We start from the raw sequence: 12,168 nt of genomic DNA, 5'->3' as shown, positions 1-12,168 counted from the left end.
TCGGATTGCAGGTTGAAACGAATCAAGGAGTGTAATCATGGCTTATAGCGACAAGGTCCTCGACCACTACGAAAACCCGCGCAACGTCGGTTCCTTTGCGAAGGACGACGACACGGTTGGTACCGGCATGGTCGGCGCGCCGGCCTGCGGCGACGTGATGAAGCTGCAGATCCGCGTCGGCGCGGACGGCATCATCGAAGACGCGAAGTTCAAGACGTATGGCTGCGGTTCGGCGATCGCGTCGAGCTCGCTCGTCACCGAATGGGTGAAGGGCAAGACGCTCGATCAGGCGATGTCGATCAAGAACACGCAGATCGCCGAAGAACTGGCGCTGCCGCCGGTGAAGATCCACTGCTCGATCCTCGCGGAAGACGCGATCAAGGCCGCGGTCGCCGACTACAAGCAGCGCCACGGCGAAGCGGTTGTCGAAGACGACAAGGCCGCTTGAGTCGCGCTTGATTCGGTTACTCACTGATTGGTGAGTCACCGACTCATTGAGTAACCGGTAAGCGCGCGGCAAGCACGCGATCAGTGCGGCACGATCGCGCGCGCCGCGCACGCACTGCGCAATTGAGAAACACTATGGCAATTACGTTGACCGAAAAGGCAGCACAGCACGTCCAGAAGTATCTGACCCGTCGCGGTAAAGGCATCGGGCTGCGCGTCGGCGTGCGCACCACCGGTTGCTCGGGCCTCGCCTACAAGCTCGAGTACGTGGACGAAGTCGCGCCCGAAGATCAGGTGTTCGAGACGAGCGGCGTGAAGGTCGTCGTGGACCCGAAGAGCCTCGCCTACATCGACGGCACCGAACTCGACTTCGCACGCGAAGGGCTGAACGAAGGATTCAAGTTCAACAACCCGAACGTGAAGGACGAATGCGGTTGCGGCGAGTCGTTCCGCGTGTAGATTCGATGGTTTCCGCGTGCAGCGGATCAAAGGCGGCGCGGGCCGCCTTTTTAGTTTGATCCGCGGGCAATGCAAACCGTCCGGCACTTCCAGACCGCGTTTTTAGACCGCACTTCGAGACTGCACTTCGGTGCGTTTTCATCAACTGACTTTTAATCCGATGGCCTCGCTCAACGACAGCCACTTCGATCTCTTCGACCTGCCCGCGCAATTCGCGCTCGACGCGAGCGTGCTCGATCACGCGTATCGCACCGTGCAGGCGCAGGTGCATCCGGACCGCTTTGCGGCGGCCGGTGACGCGCAAAAGCGCATCGCGATGCAATGGGCGACGCGCGCGAACGAGGCGTATCAGACGCTGCGCGATCCGCTCAGGCGCGCGACCTATCTGCTGTCGCTGCGCGGCATCGACGTTGGCGCGGAGAACAACACCGCGATGGAGCCCGCGTTCCTGATGCAGCAGATGGAGTGGCGCGAGAGTATCGAAGATGCAGCCGCGGCGAAGAACGTCGACGCGCTCGAAGCGCTGCTCGCCGAACTGCGTGACGAAGAGCGCCGGCGCTTCGACAAGCTCGGCGCATCGCTCGACAGCGGCGCGAATCAGGCGGCGGGCGAAGCGGTGCGGCAGTTGATGTTCATCGAGCGCGTCGCGTCGGAAATCGGTGCGCAGATCGAGCGGCTCGAAGGGTAGCGCGGCTTTTGCGCGACGCGCGCTGCGGGATCGCGCAAGAGCGCGGCACAGGCAGGAGCGCGGCGCCAGCAAGCAACGACACCAAGTGGCAACGGCGGGCAGCAACAGTAAGCAGCAAAGGCAAGCAGCAACGGTAAGCAGCAAAAAACCAGAGCGGCCGCGAGCCGCGGCATCACACCCCAGCAACGCGAAAATTCAGGACGGGGCACAGCGTCCCCGTGAAGATCCAGATGGCCCTACTGCAAATCTCCGAACCCGGCATGGCGCCGGCGCCCCATCAGCGGCGTCTCGCGGTCGGTATCGATCTCGGCACCACCAACTCCCTCGTTGCCGCCGTGCGCAGCGGCGTGCCCGACGTGCTGCCTGACGAAGACGGACACGCGCTGTTGCCCTCGGTGGTGCGCTACCTCGAAAAGGGTGGCCGCCGCATTGGCCGCACGGCGAAGTCCGAGGCGGCGAGCGATCCGCGCAACACGATCGTCTCGGTCAAGCGCTTCATGGGCCGCGGCAAGGCGGAAGTGGAAGGCGCCGAAAACGCGCCGTACGACTTCATCGACGCGCCCGGCATGGTGCAGATCCGCACCGTCGACGGCGTGAAAAGCCCGGTCGAGGTATCGGCTGAAATTCTCGCGACGCTGCGCCAGCGCGCCGAAGATACGCTCGGCGACGAACTGGTCGGCGCGGTCATCACGGTGCCCGCGTATTTCGACGAAGCGCAGCGCCAGGCCACGAAAGACGCCGCGCATCTCGCCGGTCTGAACGTGCTGCGTCTGTTGAACGAACCGACGGCGGCCGCGATCGCCTACGGTCTCGACAATGGTTCAGAAGGCCTCTACGCCGTATATGACCTCGGCGGCGGCACGTTCGACCTGTCGATCCTCAAGCTCACGAAAGGCGTGTTCGAAGTGCTGGCGGCAGGCGGCGATTCCGCGCTCGGCGGCGACGATTTCGATCACGCACTCTATCGCCATGTGCTCGCGCAGGCGGGTATCGCGCCGCAAACGCTCGCGCCGCAAGACGTGCGTCTGCTGCTCGACAGCGTGCGCGACGCCAAGGAGGCGCTCTCGGGCGCGCCGCAAGCCACACTCGAGGCGACGCTCTCGAACGGCACGGCGCTCGCTCTGACGATCGACGAAGCGACGTTCGAGACCATCACGCAGGAGCTGGTTCAGCGCACGTTCGGTCCGACGAAAAAGGCGCTGCGCGACGCGAAGGTCACGACGAAAGAGGTCAAGGGCGTCGTGCTGGTCGGCGGTGCGACGCGCATGCCGGTGATCCGCCGCGCGGTCGAAGCGTTCTTCGGCCAGCCGCCGCTCGTCAACCTCGACCCGGATCAGGTCGTCGCGCTCGGCGCGGCGATCCAGGCCGATCTGCTCGCGGGCAATCGCGGCGCGGACGGCGACGACTGGCTGCTGCTCGACGTGATTCCCCTGTCGCTCGGCGTCGAGACGATGGGCGGCCTTACCGAAAAGATCATTCCACGCAACTCGACCATTCCGGTGGCGCGCGCGCAGGATTTCACGACGTTCAAGGACGGCCAGACGGCGATGGCGATTCACGTCGTGCAAGGCGAGCGCGAACTCGTGAGCGACTGCCGCTCGCTCGCGCGCTTCGAGCTGCGCGGCATTCCGCCGATGGCCGCGGGCGCGGCGCGTATCCGCGTGACCTATCAGGTCGATGCGGATGGCCTCCTGTCCGTGTTCGCGCGCGAGCAGGGCTCGGGCGTGGAAGCGTCGGTCGTGGTCAAGCCGTCCTACGGTCTCGCCGATGACGACATCGCTCGCATGCTCGAAGAGAGCTTCTCGACCGCTGAAGTCGACATGCGCGCGCGCGCATTGCGCGAGGCGCAGGTCGAAGCGCAGCGTCTTGTCGAGGCAACCGACGCGGCACTTGCCGCCGACGCCGAACTGCTCGACGACAGTGAACGCGCGGCGCTCGACACGCTGCTCGCCGCGCTGCGCAACATCGCGCAAAGCGACGACGCCGGCGCGATCGAAGCGGCAACGAAGGCGCTTGCCGAAGGCACCGACGAATTCGCGGCACGCCGTATGAACAAGGGCATTCGCCGCGCATTGTCGGGCCGCAAGCTCGACGAGATCTGAGCGAGCGCGGGGGCAGGGCGGCGGCGTCAGGCGGGCGGGCAAGCCCGCCGTGCGTACGCGCACGTGCGTTACGTGCGCTGCGTACCGCGCCTGCGAACCCTTGCGGAACGATCCGTGGAACTATCTTTGGAACAAGCGGAGCGCGTCTCACGGACTTAAAAAGTCCGCGCGGCGCCAGTAAAATGGTACGGAGCCTGCACGCCGCATAGCTGGCGGCCGCCGTGCCTCAGACCCAAACGGAAACTGTATGCCTCAAATCGTTGTGCTGCCTCACGTCGAACTGTGCCCGGAAGGCGCGGTGATCGACGCCGTTCCCGGCAAGAGCATCTGCGACAACCTGCTCGATAACGGCATCGAAATCGAGCACGCGTGCGAGAAGTCCTGCGCGTGCACGACCTGTCACGTGATCGTGCGTGAGGGTTTCGCCGCCTTGACGCCATCCGAGGAAGACGAGGACGATCTGCTGGACAAGGCGTGGGGGCTCGAACCGGCTTCGCGTCTGTCGTGCCAGGCCATCGTGCCGGACGAACAGGATCTGGTCGTCGAAATTCCGCGTTACTCGATCAATCACGCGAAGGAAAACCACTAACAGGAGGACGCAGCCATGAAGTGGACCGATACGCAAGACATCGCGATGGCCTTGACTGACAAGCATCAGGACGTCGATCCGCAGCAGGTGCGCTTCACCGATTTGCATCGCTGGGTGACCGAGTTGGAAGGGTTCGACGACGATCCGAACCGCTCGAACGAAAAGATTCTCGAAGCGATTCAGGCGGCGTGGATCGAAGACGCGGATTATTGAGCCCGCGTCTTGAGCACGTATATTGAGCCCGTATGCGGGTTGTGAGCGGGCACTGGTGAGCGCGATTCCGCACGCGCTTGCGCGATGACTGAAAAAGGCGATTCCACTGGAATCGCCTTTTTCATTGCTGTGGCAAAAAACCCTGTACCGGCATTAGTCGGCCACCAGTCCGCCGTTTTCGACGCGCACGCGCTGGCCTTGCTGGAACGGCGGCGCTTCGTGATACGTGAAGTAGCGCGTCTTGCCGTTTTCCATTCGCACGCGCACCGAATACGCGTTCGTGCTGCGCAGATGTTTTTCGACCGAGTTGCCCGCGAAGCCGCCGCCGACCGCGCCGAGCACCGTCATCGCGGCGCGGCCGCCGCCTGCGCCGAACTGGTTGCCGATCAGGCCGCCGGCCACCGCGCCGCCGACTGCCCCGATCCCGGTGCCATGACCTTCATGATGAACCGCCGAAATCGCGACGACCGTGCCGCAGGTCGAGCAATAGGCGGGCTGCGGCGCCGGTTGTTGCGCGTACTGCGGCGCGGCTTGCTGTTGCTGCTCATATTGCGGCTGCTGCGTCGGAGCGGAGGGCGCAGCCTGCTGGATCTGCCCTGCTTGTGCCTGCGGCGCTTGTTGTTGCGCTGGCGCATTGACCGGCGCCGCCGAATCGACGACACCGGGCTGTTGCTCCTGCTGTTGCGCCGGTTCCTGGGCCTGCTGTTGAGCCTGTTGTTGGGCCGCTACCTGCGCGGCCTGAGTCTGATCGTTCTGCGCGCTATTGCTCGATGCTTTCGGGAATACGCCCGTAATTGCCGCAGTGGCGACGAGACTCGCGATAAGCACCGCGCCGGCGGCGGTCGCAATCAGCGGATGAAGACGACGTTGTTGCGTGGGTTGGGTGGGGTTGTCCATATTGGCCTCCGTTTCTGGCAGAGCCGACTTTCTTTGATGCTCTTTGCCAGATCGAGTGTCAGGCAATTCGATCGGGGCGGTGTTTCAATTTGTAACCAGTGCGGCGATGGCGTTGCGCGTATGCCGTGAGCCTGGGCATGGCGCGCCTTGGTGTGCGCAATATTGGGAACCACACGCCATCGGGGACGGCGCACGCATTATCGGGCGGCTTTTACCGCTAGTTACAAACCATTCGGTAGCAGAAAACGGTCCCGGACACTCGCGAATGCATCGCTCAATAGAAAACGCCCGGCGAGGCCGGGCGTTTTCAGGAGCTTCCTTGCGGGCCGGACGTAATGATCGGCAACGTCAGTAATGTCGGCAACCGACAGCAGCGATCAGTCCTCGCGGCGCAGATGCGGGAACAGGATCACGTCGCGGATGCTCGGGCTGTCGGTGAGCATCATCACGAGGCGGTCGATGCCGATACCGCAGCCGCCCGCGGGCGGCATGCCGTATTCGAGCGCGCGGATGTAGTCCGCGTCGTAGAACATCGCTTCTTCGTCGCCGGCGTCTTTCTGGTCGACCTGCTTTTTGAAGCGGGCAGCCTGGTCTTCCGGATCGTTGAGTTCCGAGAAGCCGTTGGCGATCTCGCGGCCGGTGATGAACAGCTCGAAGCGCTCGGTGATGCCTTCCACCTTGTCCGATGCGCGCGCGAGCGGCGACACCTCGAGCGGATAGTCGACGATGTAGGTCGGCTCCCACAACTGCGACTCGGCGGTCTCTTCGAAGAGTGCGAGTTGCAGCGAACCGATGCCCGCATTCAGGAACTGCGGCTGTGACGCGTCGACGCCGAACTTCTTCAGCTCGGTGCGCAGGAACGCGCTGTCGGCGAGTTGCTCGTTCGTGTATTGCGGCGCGTACTTCTGGATCGCCTGGGTGATCGTGAGCCGATGGAATGGCTTCGACAGATCGAGCTCGCGGCCTTGATACGTGAACGTGGCCGTGCCGAGCGCGTCGATCGCGGCCTGGCGGATCAGCTGCTCGGTGAAGTCCATCACCCACTTGTAGTCGGTGTAGGCCGCGTAGAACTCGATCATCGTGAATTCCGGATTGTGGCGCACGGACACGCCCTCGTTGCGGAAGTTACGGTTGATCTCGAACACACGCTCGAAGCCGCCGACCACGAGCCGCTTCAGATACAGCTCCGGCGCGATGCGCAGGAACATCTGCATGTCGAGCGCGTTGTGGTGCGTGGTGAACGGCTTGGCCGCCGCGCCGCCCGGAATCGGGTGGAGCATCGGCGTTTCGACTTCCATGAAGTCGGCCTTGGCCATGAAGTTGCGCACCGACGCAATCGCCTTCGTCCGCGCGACGAAGGTCTTGCGCGTTTCCGGCGTGACGATCAGGTCGACGTAGCGCTGGCGGTATTTCATTTCCTGGTCGGCGAGACCGTGGAACTTGTCGGGCAGCGGGCGCAGCGACTTCGACAGCAGACGCAGCTCGGTGCAGCGCACCGACAGCTCGCCCTTGTTGGTGCGAAACAGCACGCCGCGCGCGGCGACGATGTCACCCATGTCCCACTTCTTGAACGCGTCGTAGGTTTCCTGGCCGATGTCGGCGGGCGTGATGAAGAACTGGATCTGACCCGAGCCGTCGCGCACGGTCGCGAAGCTCGCCTTGCCCATCACGCGTTTGAGCATCATGCGCCCGGCGATGGCGACTTCGAGCGGATTCGCTTCGAGCGCTTCCTTGTCCGCGTGCTCGTACTGTTGCTGCAGGTCTTCTGCGTGATGCGTGGGGCGGAAGTCGTTCGGATAGGCGACGCCTTGCTCACGCAGTTCGCGCAGCTTTTCGCGGCGCTCGGCGATGATCTTGTTGTCGTCCACCTCGGGCGCGACGTTCGGCTGGATCGGTTCGGTCATGATGATTTGGTGTTCGGTGGCCCGCGGCGGAGTGGTCCGTGCGCGGGAGGCCAGTCAGTGTGAAAACCTCAGGCGGTGTACAAAACAAAAACTGCGCAAAAAGCTGCGAAAAAACCGCGGGACACAGCGAAGAAGCGTACGGCGGATAAGCGACGAATAAGCGGCGAACAAGTGACGCAGAAGCGACGCAAAACCGGCAAGCGACAAGCGACGAGCAGGCGGCGCAGGCCATGCCGGCCGCGCCGCTTGCGCTTAAACGCCCTGTTTCAGGCTCGCGCTGATGAACGGATCGAGGTCGCCGTCGAGCACGCTCTTCGTGTTGCTGATTTCGACGTTGGTGCGCAGATCCTTGATGCGGCTGTTGTCGAGCACGTACGAGCGGATCTGATGGCCCCAGCCCACATCGGTCTTGCCGGCTTCGAGCTTGTCCTGCTCGGCCTGACGCTTGCGGATTTCCGCTTCGTACAGGCGCGATTTCAGCATGGCCATCGCTTCGGCGCGGTTGCGGTGCTGCGAGCGGTCGTTCTGGCACTGCACGACGATGCCCGACGGCAGGTGCGTGATCCGCACCGCCGAGTCGGTCTTGTTGATGTGCTGACCGCCCGCGCCCGATGCGCGGTACGTGTCGATGCGCAGATCGGCCGGGTTGATCTCGACTTCGATCGAGTCGTCGATTTCCGGATACACGAACACCGACGAGAACGACGTATGACGGCCGCCCGACGAGTCGAACGGCGACTTGCGCACGAGCCGGTGCACGCCGGTTTCGGTGCGCAAAAAGCCGTATGCGTATTCGCCTTCGATCTTGATCGTCGCGTTCTTGATGCCCGCCACGTCGCCGTCGGTCTGTTCGAGCACTTCGGTCTTGAAGCCCTTGCGCTCGCAGTAGCGCAGATACTGGCGCAGCAGCATCGACGCCCAGTCGCACGCCTCGGTACCGCCGGCGCCGGCCTGGATGTCGAGAAATGCGTTGTTGGGGTCGGCCGGGTTCGCGAACATCCGGCGGAATTCCATGTCGGCGACGCGCGCTTCGATGGCCCCGGCGTCGGCTTCACAGGCGAGCAGGGTGTCGTCGTCGCCTTCTTCACGGGCCATCTCGAACAGGTCCTGCGCATCGCTCACGTCGTTCGTGATCGACGTGAGCTTGCCGACCGTGTCGTCGAGCAGCTTCTTTTCCTTGCCGAGCGCCTGGGCGTGCTTCGAGTCGTTCCAGACGTCCGGGTCTTCGAGTTCCCGGTTGACTTCGATTAGACGCAGTGCTTTGTCGTCGTAGTCAAAGATACCCCCGTAGGTCGTCCGCGCGCTTGCGCAGGTCGGCCAGAGAGGCTTCGATCGCGTTGAGACGTTCCGCTTCCATGTCGATCTTCTATTCTGCGTAAAAAGCAGAAATTATAGCCGATCGGCGCACCGCGCCGGAGCCTTCGGGGCAGTCCGGCGCGTGTTCGGGATTGATTTTGCGGAGATTTTCGGCCGGCACGAGGGGGCCGCCGGGGCAGTCCACCGCGTCAGTCCACCGTATCAGTCCGCCGCATCAGTCCACGGCGTCGGCCCGCCTGCTCAACCCGCCGCGTGCTCGACGATCAGCTGAACTCGCGACACACCGTTCCACGTATCGCTCGCGAGCCGGTAAGCGATGGTCGTGCGCGCGGGCAGGGTATCGGTGTGGTTGAACCAGATCGCGTTGAAGCGCTGGCGGCCGCGCAGCAGTTGCAGCTTCAGGTGCTTGTCCTTCACGAGCGCCTGGGAGGCGACTTCGAATTCACCCGAAAACACCGGCGCCGGAAAGCCCTGGCCCCACACCGCCGCATCGAGCATTTCGACGAATTGCGGCGTGAAGTACGCATCTTCGAGTTCGCCGTCGGTCTCGATCGTGCGCGAGAGCGCTTCCGCGGACAGCCATTCGCGCCCGACCGCCTCGAATGCGGCCGTGAAGCGCGGCACGTCGGCGGCGGCGATCGTGAGGCCAGCGGCCATGGCGTGGCCGCCGAACTTGACGATCAGGTCCGGTTCGCGCTTCGAGATCAGATCGAGCGCGTCGCGCAGGTGGAAGCCCGCGATCGAGCGGCCCGAGCCCTTGACGGTGAGGCCGCTGTCGTCGGCGGGCGCGAACGTGAACGACGGCCGGTGGAATTTCTCCTTGAGCCGTCCGGCGACGATGCCGATCACGCCCTGATGCCAGCCCGGATTGAACAGCGTGATCGTGGTCGCGCCGTCGGGGTCGACGGCCGAGAGATCGTCGAGCGCCTGCTGCTGCATGCCGGCTTCGATTTCGCGGCGCTCGCGGTTCATCGTGTCGAGCTGCTGCGCGAGATCCCATGCGCGGCCGACGTCGTCGGTGGTCAGGCACTCGATCCCGAGCGACATGTCCGATAGCCGTCCCGCCGCGTTCAGGCGAGGACCGAGCGCGAAGCCGAGGTCGAAGCCCGAGGCGTTGCGCGCGTCGCGCGCGGCGGCGCGAAAGAGGGCGGCGATACCCGGCTGCATGCGGCCTTTGCGGATGCGCTGCAAACCCTGCGCGACCAGCACGCGATTGTTGCCGTCGAGCTTGACGACGTCGGCGACGGTGCCGAGCGCGACGAGATCGAGCAGGCCATCGAGGCGCGGTTCGGGCAACGCAGTGCCGAATGCGCCACGGCGGCGCAGTTCCGCGCGCAACGCGAGCAACACGTAAAACATCACGCCGACGCCCGCGATGCATTTGCTCGGGAACGTGCAGCCCGGCTGGTTCGGATTGACGATCGCGCGCGCGGCGGGCAACTCGTCGCCGGGCAGGTGGTGGTCGGTGACGAGCACGTCGATGCCGAGCGCATTGGCTGCCGCGACGCCGTCCACGCTCGCGATGCCGTTGTCGACCGTGATCAGCAGATCGGGTTTGCCCGCTGCGCCGCCTGCCGCAAGCGCGACGATCTCCGGTGTGAGCCCGTAGCCGTGTTCCATGCGGTTCGGCACGAGATAGTCGATCCGCCCGCCGAACATGCGCAGCCCGCGCACCGCGACCGCGCAGGCGGTCGCGCCGTCGCAGTCGTAATCGGCGACGACGAGCATGCGCCGCTGTTGCTGGATCGCGTCGGCGAGCCGCGCGGCGGCGTCGTCGCAACCCTTGAGCGCGGCGGGCGGCACGAGCCGCGCGAGGCCGGTTTCGACGTCTTCGGGCAGGCACACGCCGCGTGACGCGTAGAGGCGCGCGAGCACCGGATGCAGGCCGTGACGGGTGAGGACTTCGGCGTCGACGGGGGAGCAGGAGCGCGTAACGATTCGGGTCATGCGAAAGGGCCGTGAGTCATTCGATGGGGCAGGCGGCGAGGCGTGCGCTGGGTCATTCAGGGGCTTGTCCGGTGGCTCGTGTGTTGGCTCATGCTGTGGCTCATGGGGTGGCTCATGCCCGGATCACTCGATGAAGAGCGAGGCCAGCACGCGCCGCCGCCAGAATTTGCGCAGATCGCCGCGCGTGAGCGCGAGCGTCACCGAGCCGGTGTCGCCGCACAGCGTCAGGTCGAGTCCGGCAAGCTCGCCGGATTGAAGCGCCGCGAGCGCGGGCTCGAACCAGTCGGTTTGCAACGCGGCGAACGCGTGGTTCCAGCGTGCCCAGTCCTGTTCGACGTAGGGCGCGGAGAACGGGTCGAGTTCGACGAGCGTGCCGCCTGTGCTGCGGCTGCCGACGTTGGCGCTGGCACCGCCGCTCGTGTTTCCGCTCATATTGCTGTTCGGCGCGGTGCCGGCGCTGTTCGCCGGGCTCACGCGGTTGCCGCTTTCCGCGCCGCGCAGCGCTGCGGGCAATTCGCCGAACGAGGCCGGCGGCGCGCCCGTCGCGACGCCCGCGCTCATCGCGAGACCACGCGTGGCGGCGGCGTCGGACAGCACGCGCGCGAACGGACTGCGCACCGGCCGTGCCGCGCCCTGGCCGTGAAACCAGATCGAATTGACGGCCGGCAACCCGCGCGCCTCGCGGGCTTCGTTGACCGGGTGCTCGAACCAGGCCATCTGCACTTCGTTCTGCAGCTTCATCCACGCGCGAGAGCGCTCGCCGGAATGCGCCTCATGCGGCAGCCAGATTTCGATGTTGCGGCCGCTCGCGCGCAGCGGCGAGGCGCCCGCTAGCGTGCCGAAATCGTCGCTCGACAGATACCAGCGCGTCGGCTTCGGTGCCTCGATGCGCACGCCGAGTTCCTCGATCAGCGGACGCGCGAGCGCGAGCAGCGCGCTCGCTTCGTCATCGGACAGTTCGAGCGAGGCGGGATCGATCAGCACCAGATGATCGTGCGCGATGCGTACATGCACCGGCTGCACGCACGCCCAGGTTGCGCTGCCGGGCTCGCCGCCATCGGCGCGCAGCATGTAGGGGGCGAGCGGGGCTTCGTCGGCGGCGGCCGTCGCGCCGTCGGGCAGCGCGCCGAATTGCCGGGCGACCCAGCGCTCGTGCGGCAGCGTGCGCTGAAAATCCTCGCCGACCACGCGTTCGACCAGCGTCGCGCGCGCGACCAGCCGGTCGAGCGCTGGACTGCGGATGTCGTGAAGGGCGGTGGAAGCGTCCGCGGCGGCGGGCAGGGCAAAGGGCAGCAGAAGGTGGAGGCGAGGGCGGTGGTCGGCGTGCATGATGCTGCGCATTGTAGGCCAAAGAGTGCGAGTATTTCGATCAGGAAGCTCACCGTACGGCGGCAACGGGCTGTGGCGCTGAAGTGGCACTGAAGCGGCGAGGAAGCGGCGAGCAAGCGGCGCGGGGCGTCGGCCCGCCTAGGCTTACCCGGGTGCGGCAGTCCGGCGCGCAGGCGCCGCCGCCGGTTTTCCGCCCGCCGCCACGCGCCGCACGGCCTTTGCGCGAGCGGGCGGATTTGTATGGCAAACTTCGCGCTTGATCGCTGGAGCAGGTAC

At 65.3% G+C, this 12,168-nt stretch carries 11 protein-coding genes; 6 read left to right on the top strand and 5 right to left on the bottom strand.

Translation table 11 applies throughout. The features are described from left to right. Positions 1-37 precede the first annotated feature (37 nt). From iscU to iscX, 6 genes are all read left to right on the top strand, one after another. On the top strand, positions 38-448 hold the full coding sequence (gene iscU / locus B9Z01_RS02170; protein WP_085480612.1) for a Fe-S cluster assembly scaffold IscU: 411 nt from the start codon (positions 38-40) through the stop codon (positions 446-448). A gap of 134 nt (positions 449-582) precedes the next feature. Continuing rightward, positions 583-906 (top strand): iron-sulfur cluster assembly protein IscA, encoded by a 324-nt coding sequence (gene iscA, locus B9Z01_RS02165; RefSeq protein WP_085480611.1) that lies wholly within the window; start codon positions 583-585, stop codon positions 904-906. A gap of 160 nt (positions 907-1,066) precedes the next feature. Beyond that, complete coding sequence (hscB, locus tag B9Z01_RS02160) at positions 1,067-1,594, top strand: Fe-S protein assembly co-chaperone HscB (RefSeq protein ID WP_085480610.1); 528 nt, start codon at positions 1,067-1,069, stop codon at positions 1,592-1,594. Between the two features lie 230 nt (positions 1,595-1,824). Further along, on the top strand, positions 1,825-3,696 hold the full coding sequence (gene hscA, locus B9Z01_RS02155) for a Fe-S protein assembly chaperone HscA (RefSeq protein ID WP_085481148.1): 1,872 nt from the start codon (positions 1,825-1,827) through the stop codon (positions 3,694-3,696). Positions 3,697-3,943: 247 nt separating this feature from the next. After that, positions 3,944-4,285 carry an ISC system 2Fe-2S type ferredoxin gene (gene fdx / locus B9Z01_RS02150; protein ID WP_062129615.1) on the top strand — a complete coding sequence of 114 codons (342 nt, stop codon included), beginning with the start codon at positions 3,944-3,946 and terminating at the stop codon, positions 4,283-4,285. A 15-nt stretch (positions 4,286-4,300) separates the two neighbouring features. Further along, positions 4,301-4,498: a Fe-S cluster assembly protein IscX gene (gene iscX / locus B9Z01_RS02145; RefSeq protein WP_013588918.1), complete on the top strand. Its 198-nt coding sequence runs from the start codon at positions 4,301-4,303 to the stop codon at positions 4,496-4,498. A 153-nt stretch (positions 4,499-4,651) separates the two neighbouring features. On the opposite strand, the gene B9Z01_RS02140 is transcribed toward iscX, so the two are convergent. The 5 genes from B9Z01_RS02140 to B9Z01_RS02120 form a co-directional block, all read right to left on the bottom strand. Beyond that, positions 4,652-5,395: an outer membrane lipoprotein gene (locus tag B9Z01_RS02140; protein ID WP_085480609.1), complete on the bottom strand. Its 744-nt coding sequence runs from the start codon at positions 5,393-5,395 to the stop codon at positions 4,652-4,654. Positions 5,396-5,772: 377 nt separating this feature from the next. Next, a complete protein-coding gene (gene lysS / locus B9Z01_RS02135) occupies positions 5,773-7,299 on the bottom strand; it encodes a lysine--tRNA ligase (protein ID WP_085480608.1) in 1,527 nt (508 codons plus the stop codon). Positions 7,300-7,551: 252 nt separating this feature from the next. Continuing rightward, positions 7,552-8,656, bottom strand: a protein-coding gene (prfB, locus tag B9Z01_RS02130) for a peptide chain release factor 2 (protein WP_143808782.1) whose coding sequence is annotated in 2 segments (ribosomal slippage) — positions 7,552-8,574 and positions 8,576-8,656 — 1,104 coding nt in all. Because the reading frame shifts where the segments join, the coding sequence is not laid out codon by codon here. A 200-nt stretch (positions 8,657-8,856) separates the two neighbouring features. After that, positions 8,857-10,563 (bottom strand): single-stranded-DNA-specific exonuclease RecJ, encoded by a 1,707-nt coding sequence (recJ, locus tag B9Z01_RS02125; RefSeq protein WP_085480607.1) that lies wholly within the window; start codon positions 10,561-10,563, stop codon positions 8,857-8,859. Between the two features lie 123 nt (positions 10,564-10,686). Next, complete coding sequence (locus B9Z01_RS02120) at positions 10,687-11,904, bottom strand: regulator (protein ID WP_085480606.1); 1,218 nt, start codon at positions 11,902-11,904, stop codon at positions 10,687-10,689. Positions 11,905-12,168 lie beyond the last annotated feature (264 nt).

The sequence above is a fragment of the Paraburkholderia susongensis genome (genome assembly GCF_900177725.1).
GTDB classification, from domain to species: Bacteria; Pseudomonadota; Gammaproteobacteria; order Burkholderiales; family Burkholderiaceae; genus Paraburkholderia; species Paraburkholderia susongensis.
Note: the sequence above shows the minus strand (reverse complement) of the source record. Positions and strands in the feature narration are given on the sequence as shown.